This window comes from Thioalkalicoccus limnaeus (genome assembly GCF_041197575.1).
In the GTDB taxonomy this organism is placed as follows: Bacteria; Pseudomonadota; Gammaproteobacteria; order Chromatiales; family Chromatiaceae; genus Thioalkalicoccus; species Thioalkalicoccus limnaeus.
Genome location: NZ_JBDKXB010000002.1, coordinates 160,166 through 180,700, shown reverse-complemented (window position 1 = coordinate 180,700; position 20,535 = coordinate 160,166). Strand labels below are relative to the sequence as shown.

General features: G+C 65.0%; 21 protein-coding genes and 1 tRNA gene. 13 read left to right on the top strand and 9 right to left on the bottom strand.

The features are described 5' to 3' along the window. Window positions 1–49 precede the first annotated feature (49 nt). Window positions 50–2,266, bottom strand: coding sequence for a primosomal protein N' (locus ABC977_RS02430; protein WP_369665643.1), 2,217 nt, complete (start codon window positions 2,264–2,266; stop codon window positions 50–52). Window positions 2,267–2,409: 143 nt separating this feature from the next. On the opposite strand from ABC977_RS02430, the gene ABC977_RS02425 reads away from it, so the two are divergent. From ABC977_RS02425 to ABC977_RS02410, 4 genes are all read left to right on the top strand, one after another. Then, window positions 2,410–3,006 (top strand): HNH endonuclease, encoded by a 597-nt coding sequence (locus tag ABC977_RS02425; protein ID WP_369665642.1) that lies wholly within the window; start codon window positions 2,410–2,412, stop codon window positions 3,004–3,006. 4 nt (window positions 3,007–3,010) lie between these two features. Beyond that, a complete protein-coding gene (locus ABC977_RS02420; protein ID WP_369665641.1) occupies window positions 3,011–3,895 on the top strand; it encodes a fructosamine kinase family protein in 885 nt (294 codons plus the stop codon). Window positions 3,896–4,082: 187 nt separating this feature from the next. Continuing rightward, the gene (locus ABC977_RS02415) at window positions 4,083–4,595 is read left to right on the top strand and encodes a SixA phosphatase family protein (RefSeq protein WP_369665640.1); all 513 of its coding nucleotides are present in this window, start codon (window positions 4,083–4,085) and stop codon (window positions 4,593–4,595) included. Further along, window positions 4,595–5,167, top strand: a complete 573-nt coding sequence (locus ABC977_RS02410; RefSeq protein ID WP_369665639.1) for an NUDIX hydrolase — start codon at window positions 4,595–4,597, stop codon at window positions 5,165–5,167. The genes ABC977_RS02415 and ABC977_RS02410 overlap by 1 nt, the downstream gene beginning before the upstream one ends. Before the next feature lie 81 nt (window positions 5,168–5,248). Here the strand turns inward: ABC977_RS02410 and ABC977_RS02405 are convergent, their stop codons facing one another. Continuing rightward, window positions 5,249–6,826, bottom strand: coding sequence for a bifunctional aminoglycoside phosphotransferase/ATP-binding protein (locus tag ABC977_RS02405; RefSeq protein WP_369665638.1), 1,578 nt, complete (start codon window positions 6,824–6,826; stop codon window positions 5,249–5,251). Window positions 6,827–7,043: 217 nt separating this feature from the next. On the opposite strand from ABC977_RS02405, the gene ABC977_RS02400 reads away from it, so the two are divergent. Then, the gene (locus ABC977_RS02400) at window positions 7,044–7,244 is read left to right on the top strand and encodes a YgaP family membrane protein (RefSeq protein ID WP_369665637.1); all 201 of its coding nucleotides are present in this window, start codon (window positions 7,044–7,046) and stop codon (window positions 7,242–7,244) included. Window positions 7,245–7,347: 103 nt separating this feature from the next. Here the strand turns inward: ABC977_RS02400 and rimO are convergent, their stop codons facing one another. Beyond that, window positions 7,348–8,676, bottom strand: coding sequence for a 30S ribosomal protein S12 methylthiotransferase RimO (gene rimO / locus ABC977_RS02395; RefSeq protein WP_369665636.1), 1,329 nt, complete (start codon window positions 8,674–8,676; stop codon window positions 7,348–7,350). A 190-nt stretch (window positions 8,677–8,866) separates the two neighbouring features. Between rimO and ispH the strand changes: the two genes are divergently transcribed. Then, window positions 8,867–9,814 (top strand): 4-hydroxy-3-methylbut-2-enyl diphosphate reductase, encoded by a 948-nt coding sequence (gene ispH, locus ABC977_RS02390; protein ID WP_369665635.1) that lies wholly within the window; start codon window positions 8,867–8,869, stop codon window positions 9,812–9,814. 227 nt (window positions 9,815–10,041) lie between these two features. Then, window positions 10,042–10,117, top strand: a tRNA-Thr gene (locus ABC977_RS02385). Between the two features lie 736 nt (window positions 10,118–10,853). Here the strand turns inward: ABC977_RS02385 and ABC977_RS02380 are convergent. After that, window positions 10,854–11,249 (bottom strand): YchJ family protein, encoded by a 396-nt coding sequence (locus tag ABC977_RS02380; protein ID WP_369665634.1) that lies wholly within the window; start codon window positions 11,247–11,249, stop codon window positions 10,854–10,856. A 185-nt stretch (window positions 11,250–11,434) separates the two neighbouring features. Between ABC977_RS02380 and ABC977_RS02375 the strand changes: the two genes are divergently transcribed. Together ABC977_RS02375 and ABC977_RS02370 are read left to right on the top strand one after the other, a co-directional pair. After that, window positions 11,435–11,650 carry a hypothetical protein gene (locus tag ABC977_RS02375; protein WP_369665633.1) on the top strand — a complete coding sequence of 72 codons (216 nt, stop codon included), beginning with the start codon at window positions 11,435–11,437 and terminating at the stop codon, window positions 11,648–11,650. A gap of 38 nt (window positions 11,651–11,688) precedes the next feature. Beyond that, a complete protein-coding gene (locus ABC977_RS02370) occupies window positions 11,689–12,249 on the top strand; it encodes a hypothetical protein (RefSeq protein WP_369665632.1) in 561 nt (186 codons plus the stop codon). 40 nt (window positions 12,250–12,289) lie between these two features. Here ABC977_RS02370 and ABC977_RS02365 read toward each other — a convergent pair whose 3' ends face one another. Next, window positions 12,290–12,679 carry a hypothetical protein gene (locus ABC977_RS02365; protein WP_369665631.1) on the bottom strand — a complete coding sequence of 130 codons (390 nt, stop codon included), beginning with the start codon at window positions 12,677–12,679 and terminating at the stop codon, window positions 12,290–12,292. Between the two features lie 438 nt (window positions 12,680–13,117). Here ABC977_RS02365 and ABC977_RS02360 point away from each other — a divergent pair, with 438 nt between their 5' ends. Beyond that, complete coding sequence (locus ABC977_RS02360) at window positions 13,118–13,669, top strand: HNH endonuclease (protein ID WP_369665630.1); 552 nt, start codon at window positions 13,118–13,120, stop codon at window positions 13,667–13,669. A 13-nt stretch (window positions 13,670–13,682) separates the two neighbouring features. On the opposite strand, the gene ABC977_RS02355 is transcribed toward ABC977_RS02360, so the two are convergent. Continuing rightward, a complete protein-coding gene (locus ABC977_RS02355) occupies window positions 13,683–14,273 on the bottom strand; it encodes a hypothetical protein (RefSeq protein WP_369665629.1) in 591 nt (196 codons plus the stop codon). A gap of 157 nt (window positions 14,274–14,430) precedes the next feature. Between ABC977_RS02355 and ABC977_RS02350 the strand changes: the two genes are divergently transcribed. The 3 genes from ABC977_RS02350 to ABC977_RS02340 all read left to right on the top strand — a co-directional run bounded on the left by ABC977_RS02350 (window position 14,431) and on the right by ABC977_RS02340 (window position 17,223). After that, window positions 14,431–14,886 carry a hypothetical protein gene (locus tag ABC977_RS02350; protein ID WP_369665628.1) on the top strand — a complete coding sequence of 152 codons (456 nt, stop codon included), beginning with the start codon at window positions 14,431–14,433 and terminating at the stop codon, window positions 14,884–14,886. A 158-nt stretch (window positions 14,887–15,044) separates the two neighbouring features. Further along, window positions 15,045–15,857 (top strand): hypothetical protein, encoded by an 813-nt coding sequence (locus tag ABC977_RS02345; protein ID WP_369665627.1) that lies wholly within the window; start codon window positions 15,045–15,047, stop codon window positions 15,855–15,857. A 70-nt stretch (window positions 15,858–15,927) separates the two neighbouring features. Next, window positions 15,928–17,223 (top strand): trypsin-like serine peptidase, encoded by a 1,296-nt coding sequence (locus ABC977_RS02340; protein WP_501040248.1) that lies wholly within the window; start codon window positions 15,928–15,930, stop codon window positions 17,221–17,223. 384 nt (window positions 17,224–17,607) lie between these two features. On the opposite strand, the gene ABC977_RS02335 is transcribed toward ABC977_RS02340, so the two are convergent. From ABC977_RS02335 to ABC977_RS02325, 3 genes are read right to left on the bottom strand one after another with little or no spacing between them, the layout of a single operon-like run. After that, window positions 17,608–18,327 (bottom strand): GIY-YIG nuclease family protein, encoded by a 720-nt coding sequence (locus ABC977_RS02335; RefSeq protein WP_369665625.1) that lies wholly within the window; start codon window positions 18,325–18,327, stop codon window positions 17,608–17,610. Further along, window positions 18,324–19,841 (bottom strand): hypothetical protein, encoded by a 1,518-nt coding sequence (locus ABC977_RS02330; RefSeq protein ID WP_369665624.1) that lies wholly within the window; start codon window positions 19,839–19,841, stop codon window positions 18,324–18,326. The genes ABC977_RS02335 and ABC977_RS02330 overlap by 4 nt, the downstream gene beginning before the upstream one ends. Window positions 19,842–19,851: 10 nt before the next feature. Then, entirely contained in the window at window positions 19,852–20,136 is a 285-nt protein-coding gene (locus ABC977_RS02325) for a hypothetical protein (RefSeq protein ID WP_369665623.1), read from the bottom strand. Window positions 20,137–20,535 lie beyond the last annotated feature (399 nt).

Sequence of the window (20,535 nt, the reverse complement as noted above, 5' to 3'; positions counted from 1 at the left end):
CAAGCCGCAGCCGGCGCCACACAGGCGAGGCCACGCACAGCCGCCGCCGTCACGTCATGTCCTGAGGGTCCACATCGATCGCCCAACGGACGCGGGCCGGGGTTGGAAGCCCCTTCAGGACCGGGATCCAATGGTCCAGGAATCCTCTGAGGCTCGCGCGCCGCGGTGATTGCACGAGCAGTTGCGCCCGCCAGCGGCCAGCGCGGCGCTCCATCGGCGCCGAAGCCGGCCCCCAGAGGACCACCTGATCCCGGAACGGTACGGCCGCCGCACGCGCCGCGGCACGCAGGAAGTCGTAGGCCAAAGCGGCTTCGGATGCCTCGGCACGGATCAGGACCTGGTGACTGAAGGGCGGTAACGCGGCCGTCCTACGCTCCGCGAGGGCCGCCTCGGCAAAAGCCGGATAGCCGTCGCGCAGCAACACCCTCAGAAACGGATGATCCGGATGGCGGGTCTGGATCAGGACGTGGCCGGGACGCTCGGCACGTCCGGCGCGACCCATGACCTGAATCAGCAATTGGGCCATGCGCTCCGGGGCACGATAGTCGGTCCCGAACAAGCCGGAATCCGCATCGAGCACACCGACCAAGGTGACACCGGGAAAATGGTGGCCTTTCGTCAGCATCTGGGTTCCAAGCAGGATCCGAAACTCGCCGCGGCGCGCCGCGTTCAGCAGATCGGTCAAGTCACCCCGGCGCCGCGTGCTGTCACGATCGACGCGCGCCACGGGCAACCCAGGGAACCGCCGGCTCAGCATCTCCTCGATCCGTTCCGTGCCTTGCCCGAGCGCCCGCAGATCAGGACCGCCGCAATGGGGGCAGCGCACTGGCGGCACGCGGACCAGGCCGCAGTGATGGCAACGCAGCTGATGACTCGAACGGTGCAACGTCAGGCGCGCATCGCAGCGCGGACAACCACTGATCCAACCGCAGTCGTGGCAGGTCAGGAGCGGCGCGAACCCCCGGCGGTTCAGAAACAGCAGCACCTGATTGTCCGCCGTCAATTCCCGCTCGATGCACTCCAACAGCCGCGGCGACAGGCCCGCTTGCAGCGCTTGGGCACGGATATCGACCAGGCCGACGGTCGGCGATCCGGCGCCGCCGGCACGCTGCGCGAGTGGCAACCGCCGGTAGCGTCCCGAGCGCACATTGGCGAGGGTCTCCAGCGACGGCGTCGCCGAGCCGAGCACGATCGGGCAACCGGCCAGCTGCGCGCGCCGCACGGCCAGATCCCGTCCTGAGTAACGGAAACCTTCTTGTTGCTTGAATGACAGGTCGTGCTCCTCGTCGACGATGACGAGCCCGAGCCGTGGCAGCGGGACCAGGACCGCCGAACGGGTACCGAGCAGCACCCCGGCCTCCCCACGAACGGCCCGACGCCATCCTTCCTCGCGCTCCGCGTCGGGTAGGCCCGAGTGCAGCACGACCAGCGCGGCATTCAGCCGCGCGGCCAGACGACGGCCCAGTTGTGGCGTCAAACCGATTTCTGGCACGAGGACGAGGGCCTGACCCCCGGCCGCCAGCAGGTCATCGAGAAGCCGGATATACACCTCGGTCTTGCCGCTCGCCGTCACACCATCCAACAGAAACGGCTGAAAGCGACCGAAGGCTGCGCGCACCTGCTCCACAGCCGCCCGCTGTTCGGGGTTCAGCACCGGCCCATGGTCCGCCAACGACCTCTCGCCGGCCACGGCACAGGGCGCAATACGGCATGGCTCGACCCAGCCGCGCCGCGCCAGGGCGCGGAGCGCGGCACTACAGTCACCCAAGTCGGCCGTCAACTCGCTGCTTGGCACCGCGCCGGAGCCCCCCCGCAAGCGCTCCCACACCTGGGCTTGCTTCGGCGCGCGCGCTAAGGTCTCGGGACACCCGGCACGACCCTGGGACGTCAACCGCCAACCCTGCCGACCGCCAGATCCAGTCGGCACCGCCCGTCGCAGGCGCGTCGGCAACGCGCTGAACAACGCCTCCCCCAGCGGGTACCGATAATAGTCGGCCGCCCACAGCAGGAAACCGAGATCGTTCTCGGTCAGCAACGGCTCGTCGTCCAGGATCGCCATCACCGGCTTCAGGCGCTCCGCGGGGACCGGCGAGGCGGTGGGCATCGCGATGATGATCCCGACCCGTCGCCCGCGACCGAAAGGGACCAGCACACGTTGGCCGGGTCGTGGCGTTGGGCCATCGAGGCCAACCGGGGCCGAGTAATCGAACGGCGTCGAGACCGGAGCAGCGATCGCGACACGCAGGATCCCAGCGACACTCGTCATCGCGCAGGCCTCATGATCGTTCGGCGCCGAGGTCGAAGGACGTCTAAACCCTTTGCGCAGGACGGGTTGTATTCGCGGATCCGGCTTGCACATGCCCACGAGATATGTATCATGACCGCGGGTCTCGACGCCGTAACCGACGCATGTTGTACATCAACCAGCAGGTATTGCGCACGGATCTGGCCGGTATGCCGCTGGAATGGGTGGATTACCGGGCGGCGGCTCGCCTTTACGTCCTCGGTCAGGTCGCCTACGCCTGCGGTGATGCCCTGTTTCGGCTGCGCGGGGGCCTCAATGCGACCACCCGGCAGCGCAGCGAGCTGGAGATCCATTCGATCATCGCCACCCAGGGCGTTCAGCATGCGGTCACGAAGCGCGGCGCCGACTACGTCCCTCCCCTCAATAACCGGACTCTGTTTCAGCGTGATGACCACATCTGCCTCTATTGTGGCGGTCGCTTCGCCGCGCGCCAGCTGTCGCGCGATCATGTCCGCCCGATCAGCCAGGGTGGAGCGGATTGCTGGACCAACGTCGTGACGGCGTGCGTGCGCTGCAACAACTTCAAGGCCGGCCGCACCCCCGAAGACGCCGGACTGGAGCTCCTCGCGGTCCCCTTCACGCCAACGCATGCCGAATACATCTTCCTCATGGGCCGTCATGTCCTAGCCGATCAGATGGCCTTCCTGCACGCCCATTTTCCGCGTTCAAGCCCGCTTTTGAAACGGCGACCGCGCGTCTGAGACCGTGACCGACTGGTTGGCGATCGCCGCCGAGATCTCCGCCGCGACCGGACAGCGGTTCACGCCCGACTCACCGCGGCAGCTCGGTGGGGGATGCATCAATACCTCGGTCCTGTTGACCGACGGCGAGCGCCGTTTCTTCGTCAAACTGAACGAGGCTTCGCGGGTCGCGATGTTCGAGGCCGAAGCCGCTGGGCTTGCCGCGCTGGCCGCGACGGGAGCCATGCGCGTTCCGCAGCCGCTGTGTTACGGCGCGACCGCTGGTCGGGCCTTTCTGGTCATGGAGTACATCCCGCTGGGTGGACGTACCAAAGCCGACGGGCCGGCGCTGGCCGGGCGACAACTGGCCGCCTTGCATCGAACGACCTGGGAGCGCTACGGCTGGACACGCGACAACACGATCGGCTCGACGCCACAACCCAATGCGCCCGACCGCGATTGGGTGACCTTTTGGCGCGAGCGGCGATTAGGCCACCAGTTGCGGCTTGCCGCCGCCAATGGGTATCGAGGATCGCTTCAGACCCAGGGTGCCCGGCTGCTCGACCGGCTCGGAGCCTTGATCGATCATGCACCGGCCGCGTCGCTCCTCCACGGCGATCTGTGGGGCGGTAATCTCGGCTACGGACCAGCGGGCGAGCCGGTGATCTTCGACCCGGCCGTGTATCATGGCGACCGCGAAACGGACCTAGCGATGACCGAACTGTTCGGCGGTTTCGGCCGAGACTTCTACGCCGCCTATCGCGAGGCCTGGCCGCTGGACCCCGGATACGAGGTCCGCAAGATCCTCTACAACCTCTATCACGTCCTCAATCACCTGAACCTGTTTGGCGGCGGCTATCTGGCGCAAGCCCAGCAGATGATCGATCGTCTGCTGGCCGAGGCAGGCTGACGATGACGAAAATGCTGCGAATATGTTAAAAGGACATGGTAACCGGCACCCCCTGCGCACTCGGAACTGATCGCCCTTGGTGACGGGCCTCGTTCGAGGCGGGACGCGAAGGCCGGGCACGGGCATCCTGGTTTGCAGCCAGGCGCCCAAGGGCCAATCCGCGACACGAGGCACAGACTCGACCGCCATGACCCGCGAATTGCTGTTGCTGCGTCATGCGAAATCCGACTGGGGCGCGCCCTTCACCTCTGATTTCGAGCGTCCGCTCGCAAAGCGCGGTAAGGCCGATGCGCCGCGCGTCGGAACCTGGCTATACCGAGAGGGACTGGTGCCCGATCATCTGGTGAGCTCACCGGCACAACGTGCCCGCCAAACGACGAACAAGGTCTGCAAATCCCTCGAATTCGACGACCGCGGTGTCGTCTGGGACGAGGCCGTCTACGAGGCCGATCTGCCACAGTTGCTCGAGGTGCTGGCCCGCTGCCCGAGCAAGGCCCGCCTGGTTTTGCTGGTCGGCCACAATCCGGGCCTCGAGGAACTGCTTCGCCATTTGGCCGGCGATGAGGTCGAGACCCCCGACGATGGAAAGCTGCTGCCGACCGCGGCACTGGCCCGCATCGAGATGCCGGAGGACTGGAGCCGACTCGGACCAGGCTGCGGCCATTTGATCGCGATCGTCCGCCCGAAGGCATTGCGCTGATGAACTATTGCAGCCATTGCGGAGCACCGGTCATCCTGCGGATTCCTGCTGGGGACGACCGTCCGCGCTTCGTATGCGATCAATGCGGCCAAATCCACTATCAGAATCCCAAGGTCGTCGTCGGCTGTATCCCCGAGTGGGAGGATCGGATCCTTCTGTGCCGGCGGGCGATCGAACCGCGCCGCGGCCTGTGGACACTGCCTGCCGGGTTCATGGAGAACGGCGAATCGACCTTGCAGGGTGCCGCCCGCGAGACCTTCGAGGAGGCCTGCGCCCGCGTCGCGATCAGCGCACCCTATGCCCTCTTCAACCTGCCGCAGATCAACCAGGTCTACATCCTGTTCCGAAGCCGATTGCTGGACCTGGATTTCGGCCCAGGACCCGAGAGTCTCGATGTCCGGCTCTTTGCGCTCGATGACATCCCCTGGGACGATCTCGCCTTTCCCGTGATCCGCGAAACCCTGTCATTCTTCCGGCACGACCGCGAACGAGGACAGTTCGATCTGCGCTTCGGCGACATACTGCGACTCGACGAGGCCGGTCGCTACGAACTCCTGCTTCACGAACCCTGATCCGCCCCGGCCTTAACCGACCACGCAGGCCCGAAGGTCCGCCGCCGCGGTCATCCGTCTCACGCGTGCGTCGTCGTCGGTTCACACCGTGATCCGCACACACAGATCCGACAGGTCGACCGCCTGTGTCGTGTCGACCTCGATGGACAGTGTTCGTTCGGCTACCGTCAAGGGCTCCCGCGTCGCCAGTTGGGCCGCGAGGACCCGCCCATCGGCCTCCGACGCATCCCGGCCGGCACGGCGGCGGTCGGCCAATCGCTGATAGAGCACCGACTCGGGCGCTTGTACGGACAGAATCCGGCATCGGCAGCCCAGTTGCACGGCGAGTTCGCGGAAGGGACCTCGCTGCGCCTGACGCATGAAGGCGGCGTCGACCAGCGCATGGTGTCCGGCGATCAGGATCTGCCGAGCCTGCTCGAGGAGCCGCTGATAGGTCCGCGTCGAGGCCCCGTCCGTGTAGATATTGCCGACCGCGGCGGCCGAGTCGGCATCGGCACTGAGACCGAACAGGCGTTTGCGTTCGACATCCGAGCGGATCTGCACCCCATCGAGATGTTCGAGCAGCGCGGCGGCGAGCGAGCTCTTGCCAGACCCGGACAATCCATGGGTCAGGATCAGTACCGGCGTGCGCGGTGTCGTATAGCCCTCGGCCAGCGCCAGATAGCGCGCGAGCTCGCGACCATCGGTCGTGGCTTCGTCGGCGCCCAGATGGTCCTGGCCGAGGCGAATCGCGATGACCTTGGCTCGGACCATGGCCCGATAGACCTTGTACAGGTCGAGGAGCGGCAGACCGTCGTAATCGCCGCGGATCTGCAAGTAGCGGTTCAGGAAACGCCGAGCGAGAACAGGGTAACCGCTTTCCTCGAGATCCATGATCAGGAAGGCGACTTCGCTGACCGTATCGATCCAGCGCAAGCCGGGATTGAACTCGATGCCGTCGAAGATCACGACCTCGTCGTCGACGATCGCGATATTGCCCCGGTGCATGTCACCATGACACTCGCGGATGTGTCCCGTTTCGCGACGACGGTCGATGTGCGGGGCGAGGGCCGTGGCCTGTGTCCGGGTCCAGGCCGCCAAGTCTTCGATCCGAGCGCGATCGCGACCGGTCAGGCACGGCCGGATGTGCGTGAAGTTGTCGAGCATCGGTCCAAGCACCGCCGGCGGGCTCCCGTACCCGCTGTCCGACGGAGCCACCGGAATTCGATCGTGAAAAGCCGCGACACGCTCGGCGATTCGATCCACGAGCTCGGCCGTCAGCGGCCGCCGACTCAGGAGCGCGTCCTGCGGGAAGCGCCGCATCTTGACGGCGAATTCCAGCGGCTCGCCGGCCCCGCCGACACGTGGTTGGGTCAGACGGCCGGTGATCGGCTCGACCCCGAGGTAGAGCGCGGGGGCGAGACGGCGATTGAGCCGGATCTCTTCGTCGCAAAAGAACTTGCGCCGTTCGAGCGTCGTGAAATCCAGGAACCCGAGATTCACCGGCTTTTTGAGCTTGTAAGCGAAGTCGCCGGCGAGCAGGATCTGGGAGATGTGCGTCTCGATGGCCTCGATGCGCCCTGCCGCGTGCGGATAGGCACGCGCGTCGCGAAGACCTTCGATCAGGCGCTCGAAATCCGTCTGTTGCATGCCCGGTCCACCGCCGTTCTTTGCTGACATGGAGGATCTCCGCGTCGGGTTTCAGGTTTCAGGCTCCAGGGCGGTACCGAACACCTAATGCCGAATGGAATCGCGGTCCGGCTGACCTTACCCCTCATCATCCCAGACACCTGTATCAGGTCAAGGGTTGCCCCCTCCAACCGGCTCCAGTAATCTCGCCTGCCTCGGTCCAACGCACCGACAAGTGCGCTCAACGTCAAGTCTAGGGGAATCTGCAATGACCATCGAACGCATCGTCCTGGCCGTCGCCGGGTCCTTCATCCTGATCTCGCTGCTGCTGTCGCAGCTGCACAGCCCCTACTGGCTTTGGTTCACGGCCTTCGTTGGCGCAAACCTGTTCCAGTCCGCGTTCACCGGCTTTTGTCCGCTCGCGGTGATTCTGAAACGACTGGGCAAGGAACCCGGCGCGGCCTTCTGACGGTCGGGCGAATAAGGCTCTCGGCATCTCGCCCCGAGGGGGTGTCCTGTCGACCCGCCTCGGGTTCTCCAGGGCCGCGCGGCAGCCGGGCTGCCCCGGCTCATCAATCGACGACAGGCTCGGCCCACAGGTCGTGCTCGTCGGATCCGGTGATCTCGACCTCGATGAAGTCGCCTGGGGCCAGATCCCAGTCCCCAGGTATCAAGATGACGCCGTCGATCTCGGGTGCTTCGCCCGGACCACGGGCGATGGCCTGCTCGGCTTCGACCTCGTCGATCAGCACCGTCACCCGCCGACCGACGCGGGCCGCGAGCTTCGCGCGGCTGATCTCGGCCTGCACCGCCATCAGTGCGGTGAGCCGTTCCTGCTTGACCTCCTCCGGCACCGGATCGGGCAAGGCATTGGCCGTGGCCCCGGCGACCGGTGAGTACGCAAAGGCGCCAACGCGATCCAGCTGGGCGCTGCGCAGGAAGTCGAGCAAGGTCTCGAAGTCCCGCTCCGTCTCACCGGGAAAACCGACGATGAAGGTGCTACGCACCGCCAGCTCGGGGCAGCGCCCCCGCCAGCGCGCAAGACGCTCGAGCACGGCCTCGGTCGCCGCCGGGCGGCGCATCGCGCGCAGGATCGCCGGGCTGCCGTGCTGAAGTGGCATGTCGAGATAGGGCAGAAGCACATCGTCCGCCATCAGCGCGACCAGCTCGTCGACCTGAGGGTAGGGGTAGAGGTAGTGCAGTCGGATCCACGCTGGCAATTCGCCAAGCGTCCGGACCAACGTCAGCAAATCGGTCCGCAGCGGGCGACCACCCCAGAAATCCGGTGCATGACGCCGATCGGATCCGTAGGCACCGGTGTCCTGCGCGATAATCAGCAGTTCGCGGACGCCGGCGGCGACGAGCCGGTGCGCCTCGTCGAGCACCTCGCCGATCGGCCGGCTGACCAGATCACCGCGCAGGCTCGGGATGATGCAGAAACGGCAGCGATGGTCGCAGCCCTCGGCGATCTTCAGATAGGCATAGTGCGCCGGTGTCAGCCTGATCCCCTGCGGCGGCACCAGGTCCAGGAAGGGGTCGTGCGGTGCGGGCAGGTGCTCGCGCACGACCGCCATGACCTCGGCGTCCGCGTGCGGGCCGGTCACGGCCAACACTTGCGGGTAGGCCGCTCGGACCAGATCGGCGCGCGCCCCGAGGCATCCGGTCACTATGACCCGGCCCTGCTCGGCCACGGCCTCGCCGATCGCGTCCAGGGACTCCTCGACCGCCGCGTCGATGAAGCCACAGGTGTTGACGATGACCAGGTCGGCCTCGGCATAGGTCGGCGAGATCCCGTAACCCTCGGCCCGCAGTCGGGTCAGGATCCGTTCGGCATCGACGGTCGCCTTGGGACAGCCCAAACTGACGAAACCCACCTGCGGGGCCTTGGCCGCTTCGTGCATGGCTCATGCTCTCGATCACAAGGTTTCGACGCGCGGGAATCACGTCCCGCTCGCCGGCAAGCGCACATTCTGCGTCGGCTGGCCACCCCCCGGCAATGCGTCGGCGCGTGCCGAGCTCGTTGTAGGGCGCTGAAAACCGCATGAATCGCACCTTGTCCGCCGGCGGCCGGATCCTCTATCCTCCGCAGTCATGAATATCCTGGTCGCCAATCCACGGGGCTTCTGTGCCGGTGTCGAGCGGGCCATCGCGATCGTCGAGCGGGTGCTCGAACGCTACGGCCCACCCATCTATGTCCGGCACGAGGTCGTCCACAATCGTTTCGTCGTCGACGGCCTGCGCCGCCGCGGCGCCATCTTCATCGAAGATCTGGCCGATGTGCCCGATGGGGCGACCTTGATCTTCAGCGCCCACGGGGTCTCCGAGGCCGTGCGCCAGGCCGCCGCGGACCGGGGGCTGCGCGTCTTCGATGCCACTTGTCCGCTCGTGACCAAGGTCCATCTCGAGGTCGTCCGACACTGTCGCCAGGGCGCCGATGTGGTCCTGATCGGCCACCGCGGGCACCCGGAGGTCGAGGGAACCCTGGGTCAGTGTCCGGGGGACGGCGTGATCCACCTGGTCGAAAGCGCGGCCGATGTCCCCACCCTTCAGGTCCGCGACCCGCAGCAGGTCGCCTATGTCACCCAGACGACGCTGTCCGTCGACGACGCGGCGGACCTGATCGCGGCGCTCCGCGAACGCTTTCCAGCGATCCAGGGTCCGAAGAAGAGCGACATCTGTTACGCGACCCAGAATCGGCAGGATGCGGTCCGCGAACTCGCGGCCCAGTGCGACCTGATCCTGGTCGTGGGTTCGCCGAACAGCTCCAACTCGAATCGGCTTCGGGAACTCGCGGAACGGCATGGCCGTCCGGCCTACCTGATCGATGGCCCCGCCGATATCCGTCGCGAGTGGCTCGTCGGCGCACCGCGTGTCGGGATCACGGCCGGCGCCTCGGCCCCGGAGATCCTGGTCAAACAGGTCATCGCGCGGCTCGAGGAATGGGGAGGCACCGCCGTGACCGAACAGGATGGCGTCCGCGAAGAGGTGGTGTTTCCGCTCCCACGCGAACTGGTCGATCGGGACCACGCAGCTTCGTGACCCGATCCTGGTCGCCAGGTCAGCGGTGGTCTTCACAGCCAGTCGCTCGACGCGCGCTCAGGCGCAGTCCCCGCCCTGCCCGCGCCAACGGCGGTCTGGCCGTTCGGGCGAATGGCCAGCAGCCCTAAAGCACTCGTCCGAAGATCGGTTCTGGAAAAGACCAGCAGAATGCCGAGCGAGCGTATTGAGCTAACTAATCGGTGTTGCGTATAATCGTCGGCTTGACGGCCGATGTAGCTCAGTCGGTAGAGCAACTGATTCGTAATCAGTAGGTCGGCGGTTCGAATCCGCCCATCGGCTCCATAAAATCAATATCTTACGATCATTCAACCAAGCCACGCTTAGTTTGAGTCACCATGCGAAATAGCGCTCCTGGGTCTACCAGCGCGCTCGGTGACATCTGCAAGACGCCTTTTGCGACAGCCCTCACCGACCGCTCACCAGGTTGCCTGACAGCTTGGCCTTTCGGCCGCTGGCGCTTCGAGCACGCTTCCCCGTTCCAACAAAGTTTGAGACCCGCCTTGACATGGCGCAGTGAGGCATCAAGCCGGGGTTCCCCGTTAGGTGATTCAGCCGCGTCGGGAACAAAAGGCCTCACACACCAATGTCTTCTGGCCCGCAAGCACAACGTCCTGTCTCGTCGGGTGAGTCTGGCTATCCGCGCGCGATGCCAGCGAGTCCCTGTCGCCACAAACCAAGATGTCCGACATGCGTTGATTTGCATGAAGCCGGTCGCGAATTGCGCCGCCTCGTCGTACTCTGCAAATGCCACCATGTCGTCCAAGTAGAAGCCCCACTGTCGTTTGCTACCGGTAGGCTCAGACACGAATCGCCTCGCGCTCGATATGAGAAGCCAACTCTCGGCGTAGTGCCTTGCGAGTGACCAGATCAACGGGGCGCCAAAGATTCAAGGGGTACCTTTCCAGGATCTCGGAACAGTGGGAGCTGCTGGGATGCCTTGGACAGGCTGGTCGCCGATCGGCCTGGCTCGGGCACCGAGCTGAGCGGGTCGCCGAGGAGCCTGCGCTGAGACCATGCCTCAGCCCGGCGGGATGGCCTCTAGATAAAACCAGCGCCCGTCTTCCTGGAGGAAACGACTGGTCTCCTGGAGGCGATGGGCGCGCCCGCCGATCTTGTAGCGGGCGACGAACTCGACGATGCCCTCGTGGTCCTGCGGTGCTCCCGCCTCGACCCGTCGGATCTTCAATCCGAGCCACTGCACCGGTGCGCGGTCCAGATCCAGACGATGGGGTCGCGTGCGCGGATGCCAGGTCGCGAGGAGGTAGTCGGCCCTATCCAGGGTGTAGGCCACATAACGCGAGCGCATCAGGGCCTCGGCGGTCGGCGGTGGGATCCCAGCGTCCAGGGCTGGACCGCAGCAACGGTCGAACGGGCGTGGACCGCCACAGGGGCACGGGGTCGTCGCAAGCGGCATGAGTACGGGTGTCGATTGGAAGTCCGGTTGGACAGTCTGCCACAGCGGTCGTCGGGCTGCCGGTCGGTGGATCGAGCTGGGTGGATCATCCCGAGGGTTGGAGTGGCGTCGACTGGACAACTGTCGCAGGATGACTGGAACAGTGTTGGCAGCAAGCCGTCACGACGACGGGAGGACGTGTGCGCATGCCAGAAACCCGATCCGTGCGTGATCACCCGATGATGCCGGATGCCCCGCTGACTGACCTCGCATCGCTGCGCCGCCAGTACGACGGTTTCCCGCTCGATGCCTACGGGGTGCTGCTCGATCGGGAGCGTGCCCAGCCGGCCGGTGCCCGCGGTCGAGCTGATCATCACCGGCTCGCCGCTCGGCACGGCCACCACCGCGACCGGCGGGCGTGAACCGGCCATCGAACCATCTGACCACGAGGCAACAGCCCATGCTCCCCGTCTCCGATCGACCACGCTCCCTGATGGCCGGATTCCGGCTGCTCTTCCTGTCCCTGCTCGCCGGGACGCTGTTCGCGCCCTCCGGCGCGGCGCACGCCGAGCCTCCCGCAGCCCAGCCCGTCGACGCCTGCGCGCTGCTGACCCAGGCGGACATCGAGGAGGTGTTTGCGGCGGCGGTCGGCGCGCCCACTCCCAAATCGGTGGGCCGCGGGCCTTTCTGGGTCTCGATGTGCCACTACGACAATGCCCACACCGAGGCGCCGATGCTCAGCGTGGGGTTCCTGGTGAAGGCCCATGGTGCCGCCGACCCGGCGCAAGCCTACACGGACTACGTGGCCGAGCTGCGCCGGGAACTCGGCGAGCTGGCCGCTCCCGCATCGGTCGAAGGACTGGCCGGACCCGCCGGCTGGGACGCGGCCACCGGACAGCTGACGCTGTTCGCCGGACCGTACCAGGTCATCCTGACCACCCTGGGGCGCTACAGCGGCGATCGCCTGGACCTGGCGAAGCAGATCGCGGAGCGTGTGCCGGGGCGCTTGCCCAAACCGTAGCAGACGGGCGCGTCGACCGGCGAACCACATCCGATGTCCGTCAGAATGCCGTCTGGTCCTCGGGGTAAGGATCGCGCGCTTCGACCCAGAGTCGAATCTCGCCATCGACGGATCTGATCTTGTAGTCGCCGATCAACCGGTCGTCAGCGGCGAAGCGGCGCGATCGTTTGCGCTCGACCAATGTCTTGAGGAGGATCACCGAGGCTGGGCTCGAACGTGCCGGATCAAGCAAGGCGTCGAGGAGATCGGTCCTGCCGACGAAATCGGCGAAGACCACGGCATTCCAGGTCGCCGAGCAGACCCTTATCAGGGTCTCGCTTTCGGGGTCTGCCGGCGACAGGCCCATCGGATCGAGGGTGGGGGTCACAAACGCCAGGAAGGTGGCGGAGATCTTCTTCTGTTTGGTGTTGTTTCGCTTGAGTAGGGACATGGGTGTCGGAGGTCGGATCAGGTCGGGATAGAGTGGACAGGACTCGGCATCGCCCTCGGTCGCGTCCCTTCTTCGCCGGTGAGCACGGTCATCTTCCCTGATGTGTTCTCCCCCTTAAAGGGTCATTTTTCATGAGGGAGAGGGGGGCCTCCCTCGGGGCGCTGGGTCGACAGCACCCGTTCGGAGCGTCACGTGTTTACGACGACAAGGAGACGGCACCAGTGTGCCACACCCTGCTGGAAATCCCCATCTTTTCGCCGTGCTGCCGTGAGTCAACCAGGACCATCTCACCAGCGGAAGCAGCCGCGCAAGGGCCGAACGGCAAGACTGCCCACCCTGAAGTCCGACACGGCGCTAGGCAACCATCCGGGTTTAATCTAGGATTCGGCGATCGAGATGCGGTCCACGCCAGGTCCGCACGAGACGAGTCAGGATATCGTGAGCGAACGGGATAGCGAGATCCGCGTCGCCGCCTTCGCCCGGTGCCGACACCTGCTGCAAGCGCATGGCGGCGCGGTGCCCTGGGAGGCGATCCGCGCGGGGTTCGAGGGGGAGCGGCTCGTCCTCGCCGGCAAGGCCCGGGGGATTCACCGCCCGGCCCGGCTGCACCAGGGGGAGTTCCGGGCGCTGGTGCTGGATGCCTACGACCGGCGCTGCGCGATCTCGGGGCTCCCGATCCCGGACCTGCTGGAGGCGGCGCACATCATCCCGGACCGCGACGTGCGCGGGCGCCCCGAGGTCAACAATGGGCTCTGTCTGTCGACGTTGCATCACAGCGCCTACGACCGGAACCTCCTCGGTATCGATCCCGACGGGCGGGTGGTCGTGGCCCCGGCCGTGCTCGAGCAACACGACGGACCGACGCTGGAACAATCGATCAAGGGTTTCAACGGGCAACAGATCAGGTGGCCGCGACATGCTCAAGACCGGCCGAACCCGGAGTTTCTGGCGGAGCGGTTCGAGCAGTTTCGCGATGCGACCGGGATGTGAGTCACGCGACCTGTCAACGAGAGGTTGCCGACAAGAGCCTTCTGCGATAGAGGATCAGGCACACGAGCAGCAGGCACGCTGCGGAAATGGCGGCCGGAAACAAGACCGTGGCAACGGAATAGCTCTCCAGCGCCATGACCACGAGGCCATTGCGCGCCGCGAGGAGACCGAAGAATGCCAGGGATTCGGAATGGGGCGCTGCATAGACCTTCCTGACCGTTGGCCCAAAGCCCAGCAAGTCGACCAGGGTGAGCACGACCACGGCCCAGGTGGGATCGGAGGTCGCATACCAGAGGGGAAGAGACGAGGTCGCGGCGATCAGGAAGAACCAGTCGGCTCTCGTGATCCTGAGATCGGCCCGCCTGAAGTAGGCCAGGACGGCGATCAGCAGCGTGATGGCACCCGACACCCCGATCGGCCAGGCGCCGGCTCCTCCACCGGCCTGGAGCTGAGCGAGGAAGACCACAAGGGTCGTGCTCCCCCAAATGACCCAGGAGAACACATGGGGCTTGACCTGTCCCTGGAGGATGCCGCGCAGATACGGATAGAAGGCCACGAACGTCAGCGTGATCGCGACGGCACTGAGGAATTCCTTAAAGGACATTTCGCGTCAATCCCGCGGCAGGCCGCCCAACCAGGTCAGCGTCGATCTTCGGTAACACCAGTTCCCAGCACGGTTAGCGCATCCACGTCTCGTCATGTGCACAATAGGCTCGAAACCCTGGTGTCATCAACATATCGACCGCGGAGACCCATCCTGCATGTCCCGAGAAGGCGATCTCATGCGCAAGGCGCTGCGCCGGCACCTGATCCCCGCACTCGCCGCGGCCGGTTTCGTCGGGCGGTCCCCTCGCTTCATGCGGCTGCGGGAAGACTCCCAAGACCTGCTGTCGATCCAGTATTGGAAGTATGGCGGCAGCTTCATCCTCGAATTCGGCCGACGCCCGCGCGGGCCGCTGGCAACGACATGGGGACCTATCATCCCCGAGGAGAAGCTCGATGTCGCGTATCTGCCGGTCCAGGACCGTGCGCGGCTTCAGGCGCGCAACACGCCACCGGAGGACACCTTCGCGGGGTTCCGCTTTGCGGGCTTCGGTGACGATCGGGACCAGTACGAGCGGCTCGCGCTCCGGGTGACGAGCTGCCTACCGCAGGTCGAGGCCTGGTTGTCGCGGCGCGAGCTCGGGCCGGACCTGGTGACGTTCGGTGGGGTCTGAGGCGTGACGGACCGCTATCGCGGAGGGCGACGTCAAGCAACTCTGGGTGATCAGCCAGCAATCGAACGACATGCGCCCCAGCCGAGCGGCTGCGAGCGCAGGTTGACGGGGTCAAGCGGAGCTCGGACACCCGCATCCGCCGCGAGGTCGTCGGCCAGGTGCTCGATTACGCGGCGAACGCGCGGACCTATTGGCCGAAGGACAAGATCCGCGCGTTGGCGGCCGAGGCGAGCGGTGGCACAGATCAGCTGGAGATCAAGCTTCAGGAGTTCCTCGGCGCTGACGAGGTCAATGGTGAGCAAATCGACACGGAAGCCTACTGGGACGCCGTGGAGCGACATTTGCGAAACGGCGAGGTCCGGCTGCTCTTTGTCGCCGACCACATTCCAACGGAGCTTCGGCGCATCATCGAGTTCCTCAACGAGCACATGCCTCTTGTCGAGGTGCTAGGCGTTGAGGTGCGACAGTACGAGGGCAAAAGCGTCCGGGCGCTGGTTCCCCGCGTCATTGGGCAAACCGGGTTCGCCAAGCAGCAGAAACCGGCCGCGGCCCGCTCCTACCGGAAGCTGACACAGGAAGAGTTCTTAGCACGATGCCTCCCAAAAGCGGCGGAGTTCTTCGCCGGGCTGTTCAAGCAAGCGCCGTTCGAGGGGTATCAGCTGTCATGGAATCCTAAATCCTTCAGTCTTCGGCTCCCGATGGCCGAAGGTCAGCTCGTGAGCTTGTTCTATGGCTGGCCAGCTGCCGAGGACGGATCAGGCGTGCCGACGTTTCAAGTCTATTTGGGATACTTTGAAGACCCTAAGGAAGCTTCGGATCTGCGGGATAAGCTTCTCTCAATCAGAGATTTTAAAGAAATGGGCGAGCACACGTTGGCGATTCATCTCAACGAGGAAGAAGCCGGAGAAATGCTCCCAATGCTCGAAGGGATACTCAAACTGGGCAAACAGCATCTGTCGGGAGCAGAGTAGCGCTACGTCGCACAGAGATCCTTTTCCTGTGCACGACGCCCCAGAGGCCGCCGGCATCGGCCCCGCCGTCATGCCGACTGTGCCGATGCCGAGCCTGCCGGCGCCGCAGGTCCCCGCGTCCGCGACAATCCGCCTCGTACTTCCGCCGCTGTCGTCCGACGAACGTCGCGAGCAGGAGCACATGCAATCCGGCGATGGTCCGCTGCGGCTTGGCCTTGGCAGGGACTTACGCAGCCAGCGGCACGTGTCCCTGTCGCTCCAGCACCGCCCATGGTCGCCAACGTCCGCGGGCGGGTATGCGCTCGAGTGGCATCTGACCTCGCCCGGCGCCGTCGGCCTCAGGCTGGCCGTACGGCCAGAGCAGGTACCTGATGGAATGTTGCTCCGCGTCGCCGCGCCAGGTCAGGCGTTCGGTCCTCCGAGCTCCGGCGCCGAGATCGAGGCGAGCGTCCGCCGCAACCGCGATGCCGGCAGCGAAGACGAGGCGGCACGGCTGTTCTGGTTGCCCCTCGTCCTCGGTGACACGCTGGTCCTTCAGCTTGAGCTGCCTGCTGGTGTCGAGCCGGAAGACGCCCGCTTCGAGCTCGTCCACGTGTCTCACTTCTTCCGCCTGCCTTTCCTCGAACGGAGCGCGAACCGACCCGCGGCCTGGGACAAAAGCACCAATCCAGCGTGCGCGGAGCAATGGGATGCCCCGAGCCGCGCGACGACACTGCTCCTATACACGCACCCCGACGGGTCGACCGGGGCCTGCACCGGCACGCTGCTCAACGATACTGACCCGCAGACGTTCATCCCTTACGTGCTGACCGCACACCATTGCTTCCCCGACCAGGTCGTCGCCGCGAGCATCGAGAGCCTCTGGTTTGTCCGCAGCGAGACGTGCGGAGGAGACCTGGCTAGCTACGCCACCGTCTCATGCGGTGCCGACGTCCTGTACCACGCGAAGTCGACGGACACCGCGCTTCTCCGGCTCCGTCATCCGCCGCCGGCAGGGGCCGTGTTCATCGGCTGGCAACCGACCTTGCCAGCGAAGGGCACCGAGGTCTTCGGCGTCCACCATCCCGCCGCGGGACGCCAGCAGCGCACCCGCGCCGTGGTCAGCGAATACATGAACTGCGAGGAAGTGGACTACTGTGGGGACGATTACGACCCGGATGCCGTACACTTCGTCTGCGTGGATCGTGGCGACGGAGGTACCGCACCCGGCAGCAGTGGCTCCGGGCTCTACAACAGCGCGCAACGGCTCATCGGAACCCACTTGGGCGGCTCTGATGCGGACGGGTTTGACTACTATGGAAGGTTCGACCAACCCTATCGTGATGGTCTTGTGCGGTGGTTGGGGGTTGGCGGACTCGGGGATTGAGGGCTGTGCTGAGGGTGGTCCGAATTTCTGCCGGCCAGATCCGGTCACTGGCCCATCCCACCTGAGCGTCCGGTAAACGCGCTTTCACGGCGCCGGTGGTCGCGCTTCCGATAGGCCCGTTACGACTCAAAAGGAGACATACGCATCCCCGCTAATGCAGCACCCCTCTCGCGGATGCTCGACCACATCGGTGAGCCGCCACGTCCGCCCCCCAAGGCGCCAGCCCACGCTCCTAATGCCTGAGAGGAGGCTGTGCTCAGCCGGTGCCAGACTGGGAAGTCCTCGCACAACACGAGCCCGATTTCCAATTCGACCGGAGCATCACCTAGTAGCCGCAGCCTCCAGCGCGAGGAGTACCACCTCTTGAGTACGGCCAGCTTGCGGCTACGCAGAGCGCTCAGGCCAGGTGAACCGCTTGATCTCTTCGACGTCCGCGTGATCAAGACTGAACCATTCTCCATTTAGCCGCTTGTGACCATAACGCCGATGCAGTATCGTTTCCGCCCTGTGGTAATCGGCGCACCATGCATAATGCGCGATCTCAAAATCGAACGGCAGCTTCACCGAAAATAGCCGCGCCCGTTCCTTCATCCGCTTCGTCTTGCCGATCTTGTAGCCATACAACGAGCGGATCAGATACACGTACCCGGCGGCATCACTTGCTTTGCCGAATGACCCCGGCGGGTTTTCGGACCTCTCCTCGGACGCTGAGACCGGGCACGCTGTCGGGATCTCCGCGAACGCCTTGCCAAAGATCGCGGGCAACCGATACCGTTCCACCACATCCTTGGCGAACACGAAGAACGGTTTGGCCTGGCGCCAGAAGCACAGGCCCTGCGGGCTCGGGTGGAGGCTGAAACTGGTTCTGTGCCAGCGCACCGGTATCGCCCCGTCCGCGCTCACGGCGGGACTCACGATCCCGATCGCCCGGACCTCGCCGGCTTGCGGGGCTTCGTCAAAATTGGCCAGCACAACCCCATCGCCGGGACGTGCCGTGAGCGCGAAGTCGGCGTCGCGGCAGCTGACGGTACCCGCCTTGAGCATCTCCTCCAATGCCGTTTCGTTCGCGTAACGCAGACGCAGATAGCGCTTCACACCGTTCATTCGTCGTCCTCCCGGTCGTCCTGCGGATTGGTTTCAGGGAGCTTTGCTCCGGTTGCTGCGTGCTTCGCCGGCGTCCTCGCTGGTAGGATCGCTCGGCTGTAGTAGGCCTCCATCCATTCCCGCTCTTGGGCCTGTCGACGGATTAGCTTTTTGATCGGGTTGTGTTTGAGCCAGGGGGCCGTCCGCCGGAAACTGTCTAACAGCACCTGCTGTTCGCCCGGACGGAAGCCAATCAGGCTCTTGATGCGCTCATAAAAGCTCAACACCTCCCCTTGCGGGCTCACCCAGACGATGCGGCGCAGCGCCTTGAGCGTGATCGGATCGAGCGGCACTAGGATGGCACCGCCTTCTTCTCCCGGAATGTAGAACATTGGCATCAGCCGGCTATTGTCCGGCGCCGGGTAGATCACGATCCAGGCGTGCCACTGGCCGAAGGTGTGCGGCAAACTGGTCGTCTGGCCCTCCGGGCACAACTTCTCCTCATTCCACCCGTCGATGATGTCGCTACCGTATTGCGCGTATTCGCTCAATGTTTTCTCACGTAGCTTCGGCAGCCATATTTCGCGTGTTGCAGCTGATTCATCGGTGCTCGTGTCCAGGTCCGGGCAATAACCGAGATGGCTGTGCGGCACATAAAAGAACTCGTCGTCCTGCAGGCATCCGGGCGCCGTACAGCCGGTCTCGGTGATAACACGCCAGCTATCGAATTCCTTCTCTAGACGGCTGACCGGTCGTTCCCAATACGCGCGGGTGACGTCCATGGCCGCTTGACGTTCCTGCGCCACCTTCGCCAGTTTCTCCTGAATGGCTTGTGCATGTGCGTCGGGATCGTCTTCCCCGATCAGTCCTAGCTCGATCCTTAAAAAATGGGCCGTGGAGGTGCGGAAACTCGCCTCCCATTGCGGCCAGCGACACTCGCCGTCTTCGGCCGCATGCTGTGCCTTCAGCCGTGCCGTCTCCTGAAACGTCGCGAACAAGCCAAACTCGGCGTCCACGCTATCGACAGCATGCTGCAGCATGAGATAGACCCGATCCACATCCTCGCGGATCGCCGCGTTCGCCGGATGGAGCGTCGTCCCGGCAAGCAAGCGGTTGGCTAGCGCCGAGGTGCTCTCGTTGGTGACTGACGCCATCGCCCGGATCAAACGCTGGTACTTGCTAGCTGCGCGCCTTAGCCCGACGTCCTGCGCGCGCTTTCCCGGCGGCAGCAACATGCGGTGCAGTTCCTTGGAATACTGACCGTGCTGCCCGAGTCCGGCCTTCAGGCAAAAGTCGCCCAGGGACTTTCCCTGCTGTTTGATTCGCGCTCTGAAGGCCGGAAACTCGGCGGCGAGCTGAGTGGCAATGATCTCGGCATCGCCGCTGGCGAGCGCGGCCCCGCCCAGCCGGGAGAGCGCGGTCCAGGCATCGCGGCCCTCGCCGACCCAGATCTTGCTCTCCTCCTGAATCCGCTCGATGAGTTTCCGCGTGAGGTCAGTGGCCTTCTGCTCGTCATTTTGCGGGATATGGTTCATGCGGGTTCCTCTAGGCGCGCGCGAGGCGCTTGAGGCGGTGTCCGACGGTGATCACGGTGCCTTCGGGGCTGACTACGGCATAGGTATCGAGCAGCGCCCCGAGACGATCGACGATCTGCTGTCCAACCGTCCTGCCGATGCGCCGCCGCGCGGCGTGATCGAAATAGAGGATCTCTGCCCCGCTGTGGTCGGCTCGGCTGGCTCCGTAGGCGAACAGCCAATCCACGATTAAAGGCGGGATGGCGCGCTGCTGCGCCCGGGCGGAAGCATGCTTGCTCATGGCGGCGTCTTTCATCTGTGCGACCTTCGTTTGCGGTGATAATGGCGACATTATGGGCGCCGAAGAACACGGGGGTAATCCCTTTTTAACAAAGGCCTGCGCACCAAGCGGGGGAAGTTGGCGGGGTCTTGCAGGGAAGATATAACGAGGACGCGGGAAGAAGTCGCGTCAGCCAGGGAAGTTTTTGAGGGCGCCAGCGGTATCGGCGACGGCCCGTTCGGCGCCGGGGAAGATGATCAATGCCGCTTTCTCCACGCCTCCTAACACTGACCGCAGACGCGATCGCTACCGTCACCGAGCAAGTGTGCACAGGGATGCTGCGCTTACTTCGCCCGCAGCCGCCTTCTCAAGACCCAGGAGGCCAGCGACGTACTCGTCTGGGACTTTGGCGGCTTCTCGCTGGACGCACCTGTC